Annotated in this window: 16 protein-coding genes; 13 read left to right on the top strand and 3 right to left on the bottom strand. The window is 53.5% G+C overall.

The annotated features are described in order from the left end of the window. Window positions 1-36: 36 nt before the first annotated feature. The 9 genes from ACUN9X_RS13560 to ACUN9X_RS13600 all read left to right on the top strand — a co-directional run bounded on the left by ACUN9X_RS13560 (window position 37) and on the right by ACUN9X_RS13600 (window position 9,015). Window positions 37-2,178 (top strand): type I secretion system permease/ATPase, encoded by a 2,142-nt coding sequence (locus ACUN9X_RS13560; RefSeq protein WP_445473425.1) that lies wholly within the window; start codon window positions 37-39, stop codon window positions 2,176-2,178. Then, window positions 2,175-3,476 (top strand): HlyD family type I secretion periplasmic adaptor subunit, encoded by a 1,302-nt coding sequence (locus ACUN9X_RS13565; RefSeq protein WP_445473426.1) that lies wholly within the window; start codon window positions 2,175-2,177, stop codon window positions 3,474-3,476. Before ACUN9X_RS13560 ends, ACUN9X_RS13565 begins: the two co-directional genes overlap by 4 nt. Window positions 3,477-3,506: 30 nt before the next feature. Next, entirely contained in the window at window positions 3,507-4,820 is a 1,314-nt protein-coding gene (locus tag ACUN9X_RS13570) for a TolC family outer membrane protein (protein ID WP_445473427.1), read from the top strand. Next, entirely contained in the window at window positions 4,817-5,443 is a 627-nt protein-coding gene (locus tag ACUN9X_RS13575) for an OmpA family protein (protein ID WP_445473428.1), read from the top strand. Before ACUN9X_RS13570 ends, ACUN9X_RS13575 begins: the two co-directional genes overlap by 4 nt. Beyond that, window positions 5,443-6,006, top strand: coding sequence for a hypothetical protein (locus ACUN9X_RS13580; protein WP_445473429.1), 564 nt, complete (start codon window positions 5,443-5,445; stop codon window positions 6,004-6,006). Before ACUN9X_RS13575 ends, ACUN9X_RS13580 begins: the two co-directional genes overlap by 1 nt. Window positions 6,007-6,206: 200 nt before the next feature. Next, complete coding sequence (locus ACUN9X_RS13585) at window positions 6,207-7,214, top strand: LLM class flavin-dependent oxidoreductase (RefSeq protein ID WP_445473430.1); 1,008 nt, start codon at window positions 6,207-6,209, stop codon at window positions 7,212-7,214. Between the two features lie 135 nt (window positions 7,215-7,349). Then, complete coding sequence (locus ACUN9X_RS13590) at window positions 7,350-7,595, top strand: YdcH family protein (RefSeq protein ID WP_260037422.1); 246 nt, start codon at window positions 7,350-7,352, stop codon at window positions 7,593-7,595. A gap of 252 nt (window positions 7,596-7,847) precedes the next feature. Beyond that, window positions 7,848-8,306: an ATPase gene (locus tag ACUN9X_RS13595; RefSeq protein ID WP_445473431.1), complete on the top strand. Its 459-nt coding sequence runs from the start codon at window positions 7,848-7,850 to the stop codon at window positions 8,304-8,306. A gap of 85 nt (window positions 8,307-8,391) precedes the next feature. Continuing rightward, entirely contained in the window at window positions 8,392-9,015 is a 624-nt protein-coding gene (locus ACUN9X_RS13600) for a cation transporter (RefSeq protein WP_445473432.1), read from the top strand. Between the two features lie 36 nt (window positions 9,016-9,051). Here the strand turns inward: ACUN9X_RS13600 and ACUN9X_RS13605 are convergent, their stop codons facing one another. Next, complete coding sequence (locus ACUN9X_RS13605) at window positions 9,052-10,395, bottom strand: sensor histidine kinase (protein ID WP_445473433.1); 1,344 nt, start codon at window positions 10,393-10,395, stop codon at window positions 9,052-9,054. After that, on the bottom strand, window positions 10,388-11,047 hold the full coding sequence (locus ACUN9X_RS13610) for a response regulator (RefSeq protein ID WP_260037418.1): 660 nt from the start codon (window positions 11,045-11,047) through the stop codon (window positions 10,388-10,390). The genes ACUN9X_RS13605 and ACUN9X_RS13610 overlap by 8 nt, the downstream gene beginning before the upstream one ends. Window positions 11,048-11,240: 193 nt before the next feature. Here ACUN9X_RS13610 and ACUN9X_RS13615 point away from each other — a divergent pair, with 193 nt between their 5' ends. The 3 genes from ACUN9X_RS13615 (at window position 11,241) to ACUN9X_RS13625 (ending at window position 14,759) form a co-directional block, all read left to right on the top strand. Continuing rightward, the gene (locus ACUN9X_RS13615) at window positions 11,241-13,190 is read left to right on the top strand and encodes a copper resistance system multicopper oxidase (RefSeq protein ID WP_445473434.1); all 1,950 of its coding nucleotides are present in this window, start codon (window positions 11,241-11,243) and stop codon (window positions 13,188-13,190) included. A 47-nt stretch (window positions 13,191-13,237) separates the two neighbouring features. Then, window positions 13,238-13,921: a copper resistance protein B gene (locus tag ACUN9X_RS13620; RefSeq protein ID WP_445473477.1), complete on the top strand. Its 684-nt coding sequence runs from the start codon at window positions 13,238-13,240 to the stop codon at window positions 13,919-13,921. Window positions 13,922-14,003: 82 nt separating this feature from the next. Further along, window positions 14,004-14,759, top strand: a complete 756-nt coding sequence (locus ACUN9X_RS13625) for a c-type cytochrome (protein ID WP_445473435.1) — start codon at window positions 14,004-14,006, stop codon at window positions 14,757-14,759. A gap of 64 nt (window positions 14,760-14,823) precedes the next feature. On the opposite strand, the gene ACUN9X_RS13630 is transcribed toward ACUN9X_RS13625, so the two are convergent. Beyond that, window positions 14,824-15,792 carry a beta-ketoacyl-ACP synthase III gene (locus ACUN9X_RS13630; protein ID WP_445473436.1) on the bottom strand — a complete coding sequence of 323 codons (969 nt, stop codon included), beginning with the start codon at window positions 15,790-15,792 and terminating at the stop codon, window positions 14,824-14,826. 731 nt (window positions 15,793-16,523) lie between these two features. On the opposite strand from ACUN9X_RS13630, the gene thpD reads away from it, so the two are divergent. Further along, the gene (gene thpD / locus ACUN9X_RS13635; protein ID WP_260037413.1) at window positions 16,524-17,486 is read left to right on the top strand and encodes an ectoine hydroxylase; all 963 of its coding nucleotides are present in this window, start codon (window positions 16,524-16,526) and stop codon (window positions 17,484-17,486) included. Window positions 17,487-17,643 lie beyond the last annotated feature (157 nt).

The raw sequence follows: 17,643 nt of genomic DNA on the forward strand, positions 1-17,643 counted from the left end.
GCGACCTCCAATACCGTTGATTCAGGGAATACAGTCATGAACCGCATTGCCGATCAATGGCGTGCGGCTTTTGAATACCTGCGGGTTCATTTTCATCGGCCAGCATTGCCAGGCAGTGTGCTTTCGCCGCTGGAGGAGAGCGCCACCCTGTCGCTCAATCCGCTGCAATGCCCTGAAGTTGTTGCTGTGGCAAAAGCCTATGGCCTGACGCTTGAACCTGCGCGTCTGAGCGATGACAAAAACCTCTTACCCTTTGTGCTGGTGTATAGGGGGCAACTTACGCTCGTAACTGCGGTTACCGGCGAGCATGTAACGGCGCTCATGCTGGGCGAGAGGGAACCAGACACCGAACACAGAATTGCTCTCGCGAGTTTGCCCCGGGACGGATTTGTGGTGTTTGCGCCGGCCATGTCGGACTCGCGATCAGAATCGTTAATGCCGCGTAAACAGCAGCATTGGCTTATGCAGGCGCTGTGGCAGGCCCGTCCCTGGTATCGGGATCTGCTGTTTGCCTCATTGATGGTCAATCTGTTGGCCTTGTTGGTGCCGCTGTTCACCATGAATGTGTACGACCGTATTGTGCCCAATCAGGCCATGGACACGCTGATGGTCCTTGCCTCCGGCGTTGTGATTGCATTGGTTTTTGATTGGCTGCTGCGCAATGCCCGGTCCGAAATCACCGATATGGCCGGCCGGCGAATTGATGTCTCCGTGTCCGGCGAGTTGTATACCAAAGTGCTGGGAATGAAGCTGTCGCAGCGGCCGAAATCCACCGGTGCATTTGCCCGGCAACTGCAGGAAGTCGACAGCGTGCGGGAGTTTCTGACATCGGCGACTTTAGTGGCGCTGGTGGACCTGCCGTTTACATTGATGTTCCTCGCCCTTATTGGCTGGCTGGGCGGCCCCATTGTGCTGGTGCCGTTGGTCGCGCTGACCGTTCTGGTGACCGCCGCCCTGATTGCCCGTCCCAAATTATCTCGATCGATTGCAGAATCCGGCCGCCTGTCATCCCAACGTCAGGCCCAGTTAATTGAAACCCTGCAGATGCTGCCGGAAGTTAAACAAACCAATCAGGAATCGCTGATGACCCGCCGCTGGCAACAGATGGTAGGCGAACTCGCTGATCAGGGCATCGATTCCAGAGGCGTATCCACCCGCTTGTCACACTTGATGGTGTTCACTCAATACATGGTGACGGTCGGGCTATTGATAATCGGGGTGGGGCGGATCAGCGAAGGCTTGCTCAGTATGGGGGGATTGATTGCAATCACGATGCTCAGCGGCCGTGCGTCACAGTCGATAGGTCAGATTGCGGTGCTCTTGTTGCGCTATACCCAAACCAAAACGGCTGTTGCCGGCCTCGACACCATCATGGCCCTGGAACAGGAGAATCAGCAGCACACCTTCTCGGAACTGACCTTTGCCGGTGCCATCAAGACCCAGGATCTGAGCTTCAGTTACCCGGATCAGAATGAGCCGGCACTTGATAACATCAATCTCGCGATCAAGCCTGGCGAACGCATAGCGGTGCTTGGTCCTTGTGGCTCCGGCAAATCAACCCTGCTATCGATGTTGGCCGGGCAATATGACGCCAGCCGTGGCCTGCTTTACTACGATGATGTGGAGCGCAATCGTTGGCCGCTGGCTCATATTCGACAGCAGATGGGGTGGTTGCCTCAAAGCCCCCAGCTGAACTGGGGCACAGTGCTCGAAAACATAACCCGCGGCCAGCCGGTGACTGATGAGGAAAGCCTGCGGGCATTAATCGTCAGCCTGGGCATGGACCAGTTTCTCGCCCAGCTTGGCAATGGCCTGCAATCGCCGGTCGGTGAGGGCGGCCAGGCGTTATCTGGCGGCCAGAGGCAGTTGATCGCATTGGCTCGGGCGATGGTGGTCAAGCCCCTGTGGCTGATGCTGGATGAGCCCACCAACGCTATGGATGATGTGATGCAGCAGCGCGTTATCAGCACGCTCGAGGCATTGTCATCGCATCAGGGCTTTATCTTTGCGACCCATCGTCCAAGGCTGCTGCCGTTATGTCACCGGGTACTGGTGATGGAAAAGGGCAAGATAATCGTGGACCAATCCCGGGAGGCATTTGAGAAACGCTCATCGATCAAGCAAACGTCACCGGTAAGACGTCAGGTTACGGTGCGCTCCAGGGAGGCTCAGCCGTGAGCACCTCAGGCTACTATCAGCAGGTTCGAAAAGCCTATGGGGCGCGGAAAATCATCTGGCTGATCAGCGCTTTTGTAATTGCTGTGGTGTCCTGGGCGGCGTTTGCCAGTGTTGATGAGGTTGTCCTGGGCGATGGCAAGCTGGTTCCGTCTGCATCGGTTCAACTGGTTCAGAGTCTTGATGGCGGCGTCCTGAGATCACTGCATGTTCGCGAAGGCTCAGCCGTGACTGCCGGGCAGTTGCTGGTCACCCTCGACGAGACTCGAGCCAGGGCTAGCTATTCCGAAGCGCTGGCCGAGCAAAAATCGCTGGAAGCGCGTCGTGAGCGTCTTTTGCTGGAGTTGGCCGCCTTGTCATCAGGCGGGGTGATGAATATGGACCCTCTGGCACTGGACGCGGTGGAAGCGCTACGTAACGAGGCGGACAGTTATCTTGCCAACCTCAATGAATTGTCAGGGCGCATAAAGCGGGCTGATGAAAAAATCATCCAGCAGCGTCGTAATCTTACCGAGGCCGCAAAAAAGACCCAAACCCTGGCCAACTCACTGACTTTACTTGATCGGGAAATCGAACTGACGGCTGGCGCCGTGAAATCAGGGGCTTTAAGTGCATCCGAATTGCGGAAGTTACAGCGTGAAAGAGTCAGCCTGAAAGGCCAGATGTCAGGTCTCGAGATCGAGAAAGGCAAGCTTGAATCCATGGTGACCGAGGCGGTTCAGGCGAAACAGTCACTGCGGGATGAATTCCGCGCGCGGGCCCAGTCGGATCTTGCCGAAACCCAGGCAAAGCTGGCGCGCAACTCCGAACAGCTCAATGGGCTCAACAGTCAGCTCGAACAAACCAAACTCTATGCCGGCATGAGCGGTGTTATCAAATCAATTGAAACCGAGTCTATAGGCGGCGTTATCCGGCCCGGCCAGACCATTATGGAGATAGTGCCGGAGGGTGATCAGTTGCTGGTGGAAACCCGCATTTCGCCAAAAGATATCGCCCGTGTTCGCCAGGGCGATCAGGCGATCATCAAATTGAGCGCCTACGATTTTGTGGTCTATGGTGGAATCAAGGGCCAGGTCGAACACATCAGCCCGGATGCCCTTACAAATGACAAAAACGAATCGTATTTTATCGCCCACGTGTCTGGCCTGGACGATAGCTGGCGTGAGGGAAACTGGAACGGCAAGCCGCTGATCCCGGGTATGCAGGCAGAGGTGGATATTCTTTCGGGTAAAAAAACGATTCTCGAGTACTGGTTAAAACCCTTGTTACGCGCACGTGCTCAGGCAATGCGAGAGCCCTAGAACATAACGAAAAAGGAAGACGGGTCGACCATGAATGCCATGAAAAAGCTGATAGTCGCGCTGGCCTGCTGTGCTTCAGTGCCGGCAAATGCCATCACACTTGAGGAGGCCGTAGCGTCAGCCATCGACAGCTACCCAACGCTGCAAGAGCGGTTTGCGCGCCTTAAATCGGTCGAGGAGCAGCGTGAGGTTGTCACGTCCGAATACCTGCCTCAGGTCAGTGTTCGGGCCGAAGTGGGCCCCGAACATACAGAATACAGTTCCGGTCAGTTACTCGATGAGGATCTGACCCGCGATCAGGTCAGCCTCAGTGTTTCCCAGTTGCTGTTCAATGGCTTTGACACACGCGCCAATAGCAGCCGACTTGAATATGAAGCGGATTCCGAGCGGTTGCAATTGCTCGCAGCTGCCGAAGACCTGGCGCTCAAGGTCTGCCAGATCTATCTGGAGGTACGTAAGGCCGAAGAGCTGGTTGAGCTGACGGAGCGCCATGTTCAAGGGCACATGGAAATTCTGGAAGACGTGAAGAATCTGGCATCTCGCGGGTTTGCCAATGAAGCCGATATTGCCCAGGTGAGCGCCCGGCTGGCCAATGCCCGTTCATCACTGGTAGCCGCTCGAAACAATTACAACGATTTGTCCGCAACCTTCCAACGCTTTGTCGGCCAGCGACCGGCCAATCTGCGCGATCCTGTGACCGATCCGTCGCTGCTCCCTGATTCCCGGGAACAGGCGATTGATTGGGCACGGCAAACGCACCCCCAGCTACAGGCTGCAATCTCGGACATCAGTGCCGCCAAGGAAGAAGTGCGGGCCAGTCAATCCGGCTACTATCCACGCTTCAGCATTGAAGGTTACGCCACTTCCGGTCACGACATTGCAGGCTTTGAAGGAAGGGATGAGGACTACAGAGTGATGCTGGTAATGGAGTACGACCTCTACAGCGGCGGCCGTGACAAGGCGCTTGGCCGCACCTCTAACTGGCGCTACAACGAGGCGCTTGCGATTCGCAACACAACCGAACAGCAGCTGGTTGAAGGCACGCAGTTTTCATGGAACGCCTACAACGCATTGCAACAACAGGAGCAGATCGAGGCCCAAAGCGTTGACGCCTCCACGCTGGCCGAAACCGCCTATATCACCCAGTTCAAACTCGGCAAACGCTCGTTGCTCGACTTGCTCAATGCCAAGGTCGAAGTCTTCGTTGCTCGCAAGGCCTACATCAACACCCGATACGACCAGCAACAAGCCACTTACCGGCTGCTCAATTCAGCAGGTCGTCTGGGCTACGCCTTGAGGGTGTCGTATCCCAATGAGTGGCGCAACGGGGAGGGCGTGCAATGATGTTTAAGGCAGCTTTGAATTATCGTCGCGTCAGACTGGGCATTGCGTCAGGGCTTCTGGTGGGCCTTGCCGGCTGTCAGTCAGCGCATATTGAAGAGAGCTACTCACGAGAGCAGACGCTGGATATCCGGGATCAGGATGGCGACGGCGTCGTCAATGTTCGGGACATCTGCGGCAATACTCCCCTTGATAGCCTGGTGGATATTCGAGGATGCTCAGAATGGGCGGTTGAATCGAGGCACACTGATTTCGTGTTCAACTTTGATTTCGACAGTTACATCCTGCGGGATGATCAGGCGCCCATCATCGAAGACCTGGTGGCCACACTGAATGAATACCCTGATGCCCGCATTGCCCTGGTGGGCGATACCAGCAGCGAGGGCACCGATGAATACAATCATGCACTCGGCCAACGCCGGGGTGAACGCATCATTACCGCCCTTGAGCAGCGAGGCATCGATTCGAGCCGAGTTCTCAAGCTGGTTTACGATGACCCCATGATGCAGCAGGTGCTCAAAAAGCGGGAGAGGCGTACGATTGTTCGAGTCATGTATTACGAAGCGAAACCCGTGCCTCAATGGACGATTTACACCGTTGAAGATCAGCGCAAGGAGACGCCGTAATGAAGCACCCAACTCTGAATCGGGCAGTTCGACCTGCGATGCTGATAGCGCTGACGGCACTGCTCACACCGCCTGCCCACGCTGCTGACCCAACTGACAACCGCTTGCTGGCGTTGCTTTCCAACCAGAATCTGGCCGTCTCAGCCGATCCGCAAGTTGTGATTCTCGGTGGCGCCGATGCTGCCTTATCCCGTGGCGCCTGGTCTGAAGAGGCCGTGGCAGCCTTTACCTCAACCTATGGTTATCAGCCGGTTGCATTGCCACTTACTTACAAGTTGCCGCAACAGCCCGCTAAAAAAGATCAGGACGACGAACACGCCAAACCAGTTGAAGCGGATTTTAATCACGTACCTGAAAACGCCATTTACTATGTCTACGTCAATGTGCCGGAATCGGGTGATATCCGCAGCGTTGTGGTACCGCCGCTGGAAGCCATGCTCACTGATGATTTCCAGACTCAACTGACTGATGAAGGTTTTGCCGTATTGCCCGAAGACTACCTGCAACTCTGGCGGGTTCAACTCGGGCTCGCTCCGGCCCGATTCAGTGGCGGCTACCTCTGACCCAGGAGGCCGTTTCCCGGAGGTGACGGTATACCGGTTGAACCTATTTGACGAATGGGCGACGTGATGTTCAGAATCAGCAGTCAGCATCACGGCTTCGCTCAACTGAATGGCGAAGCTGCTTCGCGATACTTACCCGTTAAATGGCTTCAGGTAAGGTGATAAGAACCAGCCTGAAGTTACGTCTATAAGGAGTTGTTTTGGAAGCATACTCGGTTCTGGATCTGGCCCCGATCACTGAGGGCAGTAACGCGCGCCAAGCCTTATTGAATGCGCGGGAGTTGGCGCAGTGCGCTGAAAATGCCGGATACCGTCGCTTCTGGATGGCGGAGCATCACAACATGACAGGCATCGCCAGCGCGGCAACGGCGGTCGCGCTCGGCTTCGTTGCCGAGGGCACGCAAAAAATCCGCGTGGGTGCCGGTGGCGTTATGTTGCCCAACCATGCGCCGCTGGTTATCGCCGAACAGTTCGGCACGCTTGCATCCCTCTATCCAGATAGGGTTGATCTGGGACTGGGCAGGGCGCCAGGAACCGACGGTGAAACCATGATGGCGCTGCGCCGTGATCCTGCCGGCGGCGCCCCACAACAGTTCCCGCAGGATGTGCAGGAACTGCTCCACTACTTTGAACCTCTATCGCCCGGCCAACGCGTTAAGTCGGTACCCGGATTCGGGCTAAAAGTGCCGGTATGGTTGCTTGGCTCAAGCCTTTACAGCGCGCAGCTTGCAGCCGCTCTGGGTTTGCCTTTTGCTTTCGCTTCTCACTTTGCGCCCGACATGCTCGATGAGGCCCTTGCGGTCTACCGGCACAGGTTTGAACCGTCCCGATACCTTCAATCCCCATACTGCGTCGCTGCGGTAAATGTATTCGCTGCTGACTCGGTAGAGGCCGGTCAACGCCTGAAAACGTCGATCGAACAGCAGTTCGTGGCTCTCAGGCGCGGCACGCCGGGGCCCTTGAAGCCACCGGTAGACGACCCGGAGAGTATTGGCAGTTCAATGGAGCGAGCGCAGGTCAAACATGCGTTGCGGGAGTCTGCTGTTGGCGACGAAAGTACGGTTTCTGACTGGTTGAGGCGTTTTGTTGAGCGTACGGAAGTTGATGAGGTGATCGTGACCGGGCAAATCTACGATCATCAGGCACGGCGGCAGTCATTCGAGATCGCCGGGCGCGCACTGGCCACCATTGTTGAGAGAGGGATATAGCATCCGGTTACCAAGTAATCATGCAGGGCAAGAGACGCCTGAGGCTCAGCCGGCGCCGGCTCTGTGTTGAATATCAGGGCTCCGATGAAGGAGCCGCTTCAGAAGTTCAATCACTGAACAAATGAGGAAAAAGGTATGACGATCAGTAATCATGCACTGCATCTGGAATTCCCCGAGTACTGCGACACCATACATAGCCTGAGGGAATCGGATGATCATTTTCGCAACCTGAGCGATCAGTACCACCAACTCGATAAATCGATCCGGGGCCTGGAATCCCGGGACGTGCCCACTGACGACAAGCACTTCAACGAAATGAAAAGCGAGCGGGCCCATCTCAAGGATTCGCTATATACCATGATGCAGCAGCATCAGTCCTGATAGTCACCCGCCGGGCCTTCACACTCAGATGAAAGCCCGGCATCCCCGTTATCCCGAAACCCTGCCAATCGGGTATTTTCAGCTCACACAACACCTGCAACTGATTGCCTATCCTTAAGTTGGAAGACAAGCAGTACTGCCTTAAATACGCTAACTTGTAATCAGAACTCAACGCGGGAAACGGGATGACAGTCACCAAGAGCAGCCCTTACCCGAAACCTTTCTGCTTTTACCGAAAAGAACGGTGTGTTTATGGAAATAAAAACCTTTGCTGATCTGATCGAATGGACTCGCCTGTGGCACCTCCACCTTTCGGACTGTCTAAACGGCTGTGCAGTCAAACATCAGGATGAACGGGCGAAGATGCTGCTTGGATATATCGCCGGCCATGAACTGGAAATAGGGCAGATCGTTACAGAGTTTGAAAAGCAGGCGGATGTCAACACGCTTAATACCCGCGTATACGACTATGTTGATCACAAGCCCGTAAAATCTCACCAAAGCTGCGACGGGCATTATTCAACCCTGACACCGGATCAGATCTGTCGCGAAATATTTGAATTTCACGATCAGGTCATCGCCTTGTATGACAATCTTTCTGGTAAAGCCGAAATTGTTGAGGCCAAGGAATTGGCGGACGCCTTGCTCGCGATGGAGCAACACGAGGCTAAACGGCTGGCAACCCAGATCGGCAGGATTGATGAAGGCTAATCACACCAGCGCTTGACCCTGTAACGACTTCAGGGTTTATTTTGCTCCTCTCGGGCTTCGGCATTCTCAAAGGGAGGGCGGTCTTTTGGCCAATTGCTGCGAAAACAAAACATCCGACATTCTGGCGCTAAGAGAAAAGCAGGCGAGAGTGCTCTACAGCGTACTTGCGATCAACGGGGTGATGTTCTTCGTTGAGTTTTCAGCAGGCTGGCTGGCCGGATCGACCGCCTTGCTGGCTGATTCTCTGGACATGTTCGGTGATGCGACAGTCTATGCTTTGACGCTCTATGTTTTGCACCGCAGTACTCGCCTGCGTAACAACGCCGCTATTTTTAAAGGCGTCATGATGCTTCTATTGGGCATGCTGGTGATTGTAGAAGCAGCCAGAAAACTAATCGAAGGCGATCTTCCCGATCTGGGAATAATGAGTACGATTGGGGTTGCTGCTTTGATCGCCAATGCGATCTGCTTTGCCATGCTCTATCGTCGCAGAAGTGATGACCTCAATATGAGCTCCACATGGCTTTGCTCTCGCAACGACCTCATTGCTAACGTCAGTGTTATTGCTGCTGCAGGGCTAGTAGCAATAACGGGCAGTGTATGGCCCGATGTTCTGGTCGGTCTCTGTGTAGCGGGATTATTTATACACTCCGCGATTCGAGTGCTCTCAGAGGCATTTGTTGAGCGGGGAGAGTTAGTTGCCAAGTAAACGGAGATGAGATCAGGGCCAGTTATCACTTTGTTCTCAGCGTGATTGTGGGTGTGGCAGATGAACTTCTACGGACAGACCACCGCCTGGCCCATTGGCAAACAGTAACGCCCCTTGGTAACGAGAGGTAAGATCCTGCACGATTGCCAGACCCAGTCCATGCCCCGGCATCTGTTCATCCAGCCGCAGCCCTCGAGCCCCCATGGTATCTAGCTCGCTTTCCGGCACCCCTGGGCCATCATCCCGAACGGCGATCGTCAGGTTCATTGAGCTGTTTTTAACCACGACTACGACATTTTGCTTTGCCCACTTACCCGCATTATCCAACAGGTTTCCCACTATTTCGTTAAAATCATGCTCCTCTATCGGCCAACTGAATTCAGCTTCAAGACGAGTATCGAGCTCGAAATTGACGTTGCGATAGAGGCGCCCAAGCATCCACACGAGATCCCTTACTTGTTTTATAGGTCTGGCGTGTTTTCCCGCATCCGGACCAGCGAACTGGCTTCGACGCATTTCCGATTCGAGCTGCCGATCAAGCTCGGACAGTCGTCGGCCCAGTCGAATGCGAAGCTCATCGTTCATTGGGCGGTCGGTATCCTCCAACACCTGTTGAATAACAGATATTGGCGTTTTGACGCTATGAGAGAGGTTAGCCAGCGCGTCTCTTGAACGCTTGAGCCGCTGATCAAGTATGTTAAGTAAGTGGTTGATTTGTATTATAAGCGGCACAAATTCCTTAGGCGCGTTGATGACCAGCCGCTCCTGCTCGCCACGCTGTAATTGCTGCAAGGAACTTTTGAGCTGAGTAACCGGCTTGAGTGCTAGGTAAACGGCCAGCAAAACCAGTCCAAACAAAACAAGGAGCAAACCAACCGCGACGACAGCGGTCCAGACATGCAGGTCTGCCTGACTCTCATTCAGTACGTTCATATCCTCGGCAACTAACAGTACGACTTCGTTGCCATCAACAATGATCGCTTTGCGGTAAGCGACGTAATCCTGATTCGATTCATCCGGGCTTTTAAGCTGTATGAAGCCGCTGGCGTGTTGGTTCAACCGCGGACTAATAATGCCCTTGAGACTCTCAGGAGAAACCCAGGTGCGACTACCAATGCGGATAGCATAGGCGTGGTGCAGAACATCCTCGAAATAGGGGTTTGCGGAAAGGGAAGGATCAACTTGAGGGTAGTACCGGCGAATTTGATTTTCGAGAAATACCGCTTCCTGATGAAGGCGGTCCTGTACGAAATCCCGGGTCATACGCTCGAGTAGGGCGCCGTGGATAAACCATGCGACAAGCATGAAAACAACCAGAAGTGGCAGTAGCCATAGCAGCAGTGTTGCGCGTATGGAAAGGCTGCGTTTGGCGTTAGGCATGGAAGGTATAACCCTGGCCTCTTTGGGTGGAAATGGCATCTTTCCCGACAATCCGCCGTAGGCGCCTGACATATGCTTCAATCGTATTATGGGCAGGCTCGTCATCAATCGTGTAAAGCTGCTCGACCAACTCTTCTTTTGACAACAAGCGCCCCGGGCGCCCCATAAGGCAACGCAACATGCGAAATTCCGTGCCAGTAAGGGTATGCCATTGCCCATCTGGCGTGGCGACTTGCTGTCGGTCTTCATCAAGTTCGAAACCGCCGACTTGTATACTGCCGTCGCTGCGTCCTTCCGTCCGACGGATAAGCGCGTGAATGCGTGCAATCAGTTCTTCGGAATGAAAAGGTTTGGCCAGATAATCATCTGCACCGGCTTTCAGCCCATTAACCTTGTCTTGCCAGTCGCTGCGTGCAGTGAGTATCAATACAGGCATGGTTTGTCTTTTTTCACGCCAGAAACGAAGCGCCTGCAAGCCATCACCATCTGGTAATCCCATATCGAGGATCGCTACACGATAGTCTTCCTGCACGCCGAGCGATTTGGCGACCCCTACAGTAGAAGCCTGATCAACGACAAATCCTGATTGGCTAAGGGTTTTCCTGAGGTTTTCCACCAACATTTCGTCATCTTCAACCAACAGCAATCTCATTGTTTTTCGCCTGCTCCGAGTCAGTTGCCACCACTGTAGTACACCATTCTGAATTACGGCTGAATACTGGAATGTTCAGGAATTCAGGATCAATTCAGTTTAGCTCTGCACATTAAGCGCTCCATTTTAACGTTATGTCGGATATCGCTATCGCTTGCAACGCGCCGGCATATCCAATCAGCAGGAATAAAAGATGACACTTAAACACATGTTGATGGCGAGCATTGTCACCCTGAGCTTGCCATCACTCGTGCTTGCAGAGACTTACAACCTGACTGTCGATCCCGTCACCATCAATACAGGCGACTTTGTAAAACAGGGTATCGGCTACAACGGCGCTTCTCCTGGCCCGACACTGAGGTTCAAGGAGGGAGAAGATGTGACAATTAACGTGACCAACAACCTGAACGTTTCCACATCTATTCACTGGCACGGTCTGATACTGCCTTTCAAGCAGGACGGTGTTCCCGGGATCAGCTATGCAGGCATCGCCCCAGGTGAAACCTTCACCTACCAGTTTCCAATCAAACAGAGCGGCACCTACTGGTTTCACAGCCATTCAGGCTTTCAGGAGCCGAACGGGGCGTATGGCGCCATCGTGATTGAGCCGAAAGACCGCGAGCCTTTTCGCTACGATCGCGAATATGTCGTTCAGCTTACAGACAAACACCCGCATAGCGCCGAACGGATCATGCGTAATCTGAAAATGCTGCCGGACTATTACAACCGGCAACAGGAAACGGTCGGTGATTTCTTCCGTGATTCTGGCGAAAACGGTATTTGGGCAACGCTTCAGGATCGTCTGATGTGGGGCGATATGCGGATGATGAAAGCCGATATCGAAGATGTGCAGGGGTTTACCGGGCTTATCAACGGCAAAGGGCCTGCGCAAAACTGGACGGGACTTTTCAAACCGGGCGAGCGCATTCGACTGCGGTTTATCAACTCATCTGCGATGACCTACTTTGATATCCGAATTCCCGGTTTGGGCATGACAGTGGTCTCAGCTGACGGCAACAACGTGCAACCGGTAAACGTTGATGAGTTTCGTATTGGTGTGGCTGAAACCTACGACGTAATCGTCCAGCCAAAAAAAGATAAAGCTTACACCATTTTCGCAGAATCCATGGGACGCAGCGGGTTTGCCCGTGGCACGCTCGCTACAACAGCCGGACAGGAGGGTAAGGTGCCTGAAATGCGCCCGGCGCCGAAACTGACTATGGCCGACATGTCGGGCATGGCGGGAATGGATCACGGCAGCATGAGCGGTATGGATCATTCTTCAATGGTCGGCATGAAGGGGATGGATCACAGCTCAATGGGCAGCCAGAACGAGATGGATCACTCAAGCATGGGCGACATGGAACACCCAGCCGCGACCGAGATGAACGATATGGATCATTCTTCTATGGGTGATATGGAGGGAATGGATCATTCAAATATGGCGAACATGGAGAGAATGGACCATTCGGGCATGAAAGGGATGGATCACTCGAACATGAGCGGCACGGAGGGAATGGATCACTCAAATATGGCAAATATGGAGGGCATGGACCATTCAGGTATGTCGGGCATGAAAGGGATGGATCACTCTGCTATGAAGGGAGCCGGTGAATCAGCGACTGATCCATTCTACGCACCGGGCAGTGGTCTTGAGCCCCGCGCTGCAAACGGCGGCAAGTTCCTGTCGTATGCCGACTTGCGCGCTCAAAAGCCGCTTTATGAAGATCGTGAACCCACTCGTGAAATCGAAATGCGGTTGACGGGCAATATGGAACGCTACGCCTGGAGCATCAACGGGATCAAATACGAGGATGCAGAGCCGGTTCGGCTGAAATATGGCGAGCGTGTGCGCTTCAAATTTGTCAACGAGACGATGATGACGCACCCAATGCACCTGCACGGCATGTGGTCAATACTTGATGTTGGCGCTGGAAAATGGAATCCGGTCAAGCACGTGATCAGTGTTCAGCCGGGCACCACCGTCTATATGGAAACAGAAGTCGACGCACCTGGTCAGTGGGCCTTCCATTGTCACCTGTCCTACCACGCAGCAACTGGCATGTTCCGAAAAATTATTGTCGAAGGCGGTCCGGACCAGACTGAGGCAAATAGCAAGGCCGCAACTGGAGGTGATGCATGATGTTGCGTTCACTATTTGCAACCGCACTTACTGCGACAGCGGCGCTAATGTCTATGAGCGCATTGGCTGAAGATATAGATGTTCAGACCGCAAAGCAGTTTTGGGGCGTACAGTTTGAGGAGCTCGAATACCGCTACAGCGATAATGACGAAGACCTCGGTAGCTGGGATGGCGATGCGTTTTACGGTACCGATGAATTGAAGGTGCGATGGCTGACAAAAGGCGAATACGACATTGATGAACAAGCCTATGAACAGCTCGAAAACCAACTGGTACTGCAAACACCGATTTCGACCTTTTTTGATGCCAAGGCCGGGGTCCGGTTTGATACACCTGAAGGCCCTGACAGGACCTACGCCGTGCTTGGGGTGGCTGGCCTTGCACCTTACTGGTTCGAAATTGACGCCAGTTTGTATGTTGGTGACGACGGCAAAACATCGTCAGAGATAGACGCCGAATACGAGTTGCTGTTCACCAATCGGCTGATTCTGACCTTGGGGCTTGATACCACGATCTCCTTTTCAGAGGACAAGGAAATTGGTATCGGCAGAGGCCTCGCCAGCACAGAACTTGGTGCGCGATTGAGCTATGACGTTGTTGATCGGGCGTTTTCGCCCTACATCGGCATCGTCAACGAGCGGAAATATGGCGACACAGAAGATATGGCCAAGGCCAGTGGCGACTCGACGGACGACTGGTACGCCGTCATCGGGGCGAAGGTGATGTTCTGATTGCCGATTTGTACGGAAAGAGAAGCCGCCCTGGTAACTGGGCGGTTTAATTTTAATAACGAGAGAACAATGGAGAGAGCCTATGCAATTTCTTTACGGAGTAGTCGCAACACTGCTTGTCATGGGGGGAGGCGGCCTGATTTTCATATTCAGCGGAATTTATAATGTGTCTGCCAGAGATGAGCACTCGTCTATCGAAACCTGGGCTTTACACCAGACGATGCATAGCTCCGTAGGCGCCCGCATCGAGAATATCAAGGCACCCGATCTTAATAACGACGAAATGATACGACGGGGAGCCCGCGCCTATGATTCCCTCTGCGCTGCCTGTCACCTCAAACCGGGCCAGGACTCATCGCTGATTCGCGATGGCCTTAACCCCACGCCACCGGCCTTAACAAAAGGCGGTCACAGTACCCCCGAAAAGCAGTTCTGGGTGATTAGCAATGGCATCAAAATGACCGGCATGCCGGCCTGGGGCGGCTCTCACGACGAAGAGGCAATATGGGAACTGACGGCCTTTTTGCAGCAACTGCCAGAGTTGTCTGAGCAAGAATATAGTGCCATGGCGAAGCAGTCTGGCGGCGAATCAGCCTCAAACCACGATGATGGGCACAACCACGAGCACGGCGATATGAGCGCCATGATGACATCATCAAATCATCACGAAGATGAAGCTCCCCAAGATCATAGTTCCGCCAGCGAGAGGCATGGTGAGCCAGGCCACCACGATCAGGATGATGCATCGGGTGCAGAAGACCACCATACTGGGCAGAAAGCAGCGAAGACCGGCGCTGACGAGTCAAGAGACCACAACGCGGACGGACATACCCATTAAATGGCAAAACAATTAACTGGAAAATGATTATCTTAATTGGCACTTAACGGGGATTGCAGTGCGGCTAAAACCGAACGAGCGCCGCGCCCCAGGTAAACCCGCCACCAAATGCCTCCAGCAGGATGACGTCATTCCTGTTGATACGGCCATCCCGCACAGCAACATCCAGCGCCAAAGGAATAGAGGCGGCGGAGGTGTTGCCGTGTTTGTTTACGGTCACCACCACCTGATCCATCGACATGTTCAGCTTTTTGGCCGTTGCGCTGATAATCCGCAGGTTGGCCTGGTGAGGCACCAGCCAGTCGATATCGGATTTCTGCATCTGGTTGGCGCTCAGGGTCTCGTCAACGATCTGACCGAGTGTGTTGACGGCTACCTTGAACACTTCGTTGCCTTTCATTTCGATGAAGGCATTGCCCGCCATTACCTGGTCAAAGTTGTTTGAAATGCCGCAGGGCACATGCAGCAGTTCCTCGTACTGACCGTCTGCGTGAAGGTGGGTCGAAAGAATACCGGTTTCTTCACTGGCCTCGAGAACGACTGCGCCTGCGCCATCGCCGAATAGCACGCAGGTACCGCGATCTTTCCAGTTCACGATGCGCGAGAAAACTTCGGCGCCCACAACCAGCACCTTTTGACTGGTGCCCGTTTTGACAAATTTGTCTGCAGTTGCAAGGGCATAGACGAACCCGCTGCACACCGCCTGAATATCAAAAGCAGGGCAGCCGTGAATACCCAGTCGTGCCTGAAGAATGCAGGCAGAACTCGGGAAAATCTTGTCTGGCGTGGAGGTGGCGAAAACAATCAGATCGATTTCTTCAGGGGAAAGGCCTGCTGCTTCGATTGCTCGCCGGGAGGCGACTTCTGCAAGATCCACCGTGGTTTGATCTTTAAGCGCCACATGACGCTGTTCGATCCCTGTACGCTCGCGAATCCACTGGTCAGTGGTATCCACCGTGCGCTCCAGATCTTTATTGGTAACGACATTCTCGGGTAGATAAGAACCCGTACCGGTGATGCGTGCGTAGATCATGCGTAACGTTTCCCTGATGAACGCTGGCCCGGATGAACTTCTGCAAAAGCGGGTCAGCAAGACTCGATGTCAATTTCATCGTACACGTTGTGGTATCGGTGGGTAATTAGCGGTTTGTCAAAGACGGAGGAGGGATCAGGCGGAGAAATATGAGCCGCCATAGCAGATCTACGGCGGCTTACGGGCAATCTGGTATCAGTCGAACTTCCAGAACGGCGTGCTCAGGCGCTGCGTCGCCTGCTCGCGGGAATAGCCCACGTCGAGCAACAATCGCTCATCCATACGTTCAACCAAATACGCAAATTCTCTCTTTTTTCTCCACTTACCGATAACACCCAATACTGATTTCACTTCCAAACTCTCCAATAAAACAACGTTTAATAATGACCTTTTAAGGATGGCGAAATGATAGGCGCTATCCGGGTGAAAAAAGATACCTACAAACGCGTAGTTAGCGGTAAAAGGGGGCCTTTCAGGGTAGTTGAATATGCGTATAAGTAAGTTACGTTAAACTTACTTAATACCAAACCTATGATGTTGAAGTCCACCGGATGCATCCCTAGTATTTAGAACTGCCGCTTTTATATAAAACAACGGGCAATCAGATAGTTGCTACGTTGTTGCTACGTTTAGATGATGAATACTCCATAATATATCAATCAGTTACAGAGGTTGTTTGAGGTTAAATCTCAATAACCGAATTTTTGAATCTGATACTTAAGGAGCAGGTTATGACACAGCAAAATGATCCTTTTCCTTCACGACTCAAAAAGCCGATGGATCCGTTCCTGCGGTCTGATCCGGTGGTTCATTCACGTAACCAGCATCGGTGGGAAGGGCCTCTCGATGAAGTCGCCTTGTCCCGTTACGAGCGCGATGGTTTTCTCTGGTTCGAAGGCTTTTTCAACCAGGAACGGATGATGCCGTTCTTTGAAGAACTCAAGGAAATGGCGAAAGACGAAAAGCTGAATAAATCGGATCAGATTATCAATGACCCGAACACCGGCGAAATACGATCGGTTTTTGCCATGCATGAGATATCGGACCACTTTAGCCGGTTGACACGTGATCCCCGCATATTGGGTATGGTGCGCCAGCTTTTGGGTAGCGAGGTTTATATCCATCAATCCCGTATCAACGACAAGTTCGGCTTTGAGGGCAGTGGGTTTGATTGGCACTCCGATTTCGAGACCTGGCACGCCGAGGATGGCATGCCGCGCATGCGTGCGGTCAGTGCTTCGCTGATGCTTACGGACAACAATGAGTTCAATGGGCCCCTGATGCTGATCCCCGGATCGCACCATTATTACGTGCCCTGCGTCGGCGAAACGCCGGACCTCAACTGGAAAGATTCACTTAAAGCCCAGCGTCTTGGTACGCCGGATCGGGATGCGCTGGCGTGGCTAGCAGATCGGGGTGGAATCGAGGCGCCAAAAGGCCCTGCCGGGTCGCTTCTGCTGTTTGAGTGCAACACTCTGCACGCCTCCAACAAGAACATGTCACCATGGCCGCGATCAAATCTGTTCTTCGTCTACAACAGCGTCGATAACAAGCTCGGGCAGCCATACGGCGCAAAACACGAACGGCCGGAATTTCTGGGGGCCAGGAAAAACTGTGATGCGCTGTCTATGCACGATGATTTCCCCGAACTCGCCAACCAGGGTGTCCCACCTCTGAAATTCAGAGGTACCTGACCTGTCCTTTCGGCGGGTAAGCCTGCCCCGTTTTTACAGATCCGGGCCCACTGTTTACCGCACGAGGCGTGCGTGACTTTAATTATCAGTTGGGCCCGCAAGCGTTTTTCGAGAGTCTCAATTAATCGGCACATAAAATTAACGGAGCAGGGGGCTC

Source organism: Marinobacter sp. V032, assembly GCF_052645435.1.

Bases quoted from the DNA above. Each gene is read 5' to 3' on its own strand.
- ACUN9X_RS13595 (WP_445473431.1), top strand. From the start codon at position 7,848: ATGGAAATAAAAACCTTTGCTGATCTGATCGAATGGACTCGCCTGTGG.
- ACUN9X_RS13590 (WP_260037422.1), top strand. From the start codon at position 7,350: ATGACGATCAGTAATCATGCACTGCATCTGGAATTCCCCGAGTACTGC.
- ACUN9X_RS13625 (WP_445473435.1), top strand. From the start codon at position 14,004: ATGCAATTTCTTTACGGAGTAGTCGCAACACTGCTTGTCATGGGGGGA.
- ACUN9X_RS13575 (WP_445473428.1), top strand. From the start codon at position 4,817: ATGATGTTTAAGGCAGCTTTGAATTATCGTCGCGTCAGACTGGGCATT.
- ACUN9X_RS13580 (WP_445473429.1), top strand. From the start codon at position 5,443: ATGAAGCACCCAACTCTGAATCGGGCAGTTCGACCTGCGATGCTGATA.
- ACUN9X_RS13615 (WP_445473434.1), top strand. From the start codon at position 11,241: ATGACACTTAAACACATGTTGATGGCGAGCATTGTCACCCTGAGCTTG.
- ACUN9X_RS13605 (WP_445473433.1), bottom strand. From the start codon at position 10,395: ATGCCTAACGCCAAACGCAGCCTTTCCATACGCGCAACACTGCTGCTA.
- ACUN9X_RS13570 (WP_445473427.1), top strand. From the start codon at position 3,507: ATGAATGCCATGAAAAAGCTGATAGTCGCGCTGGCCTGCTGTGCTTCA.
- ACUN9X_RS13630 (WP_445473436.1), bottom strand. From the start codon at position 15,792: ATGATCTACGCACGCATCACCGGTACGGGTTCTTATCTACCCGAGAAT.
- ACUN9X_RS13620 (WP_445473477.1), top strand. From the start codon at position 13,238: ATGTCTATGAGCGCATTGGCTGAAGATATAGATGTTCAGACCGCAAAG.
- ACUN9X_RS13610 (WP_260037418.1), bottom strand. From the start codon at position 11,047: ATGAGATTGCTGTTGGTTGAAGATGACGAAATGTTGGTGGAAAACCTC.
- ACUN9X_RS13560 (WP_445473425.1), top strand. From the start codon at position 37: ATGAACCGCATTGCCGATCAATGGCGTGCGGCTTTTGAATACCTGCGG.
- thpD (WP_260037413.1), top strand. From the start codon at position 16,524: ATGACACAGCAAAATGATCCTTTTCCTTCACGACTCAAAAAGCCGATG.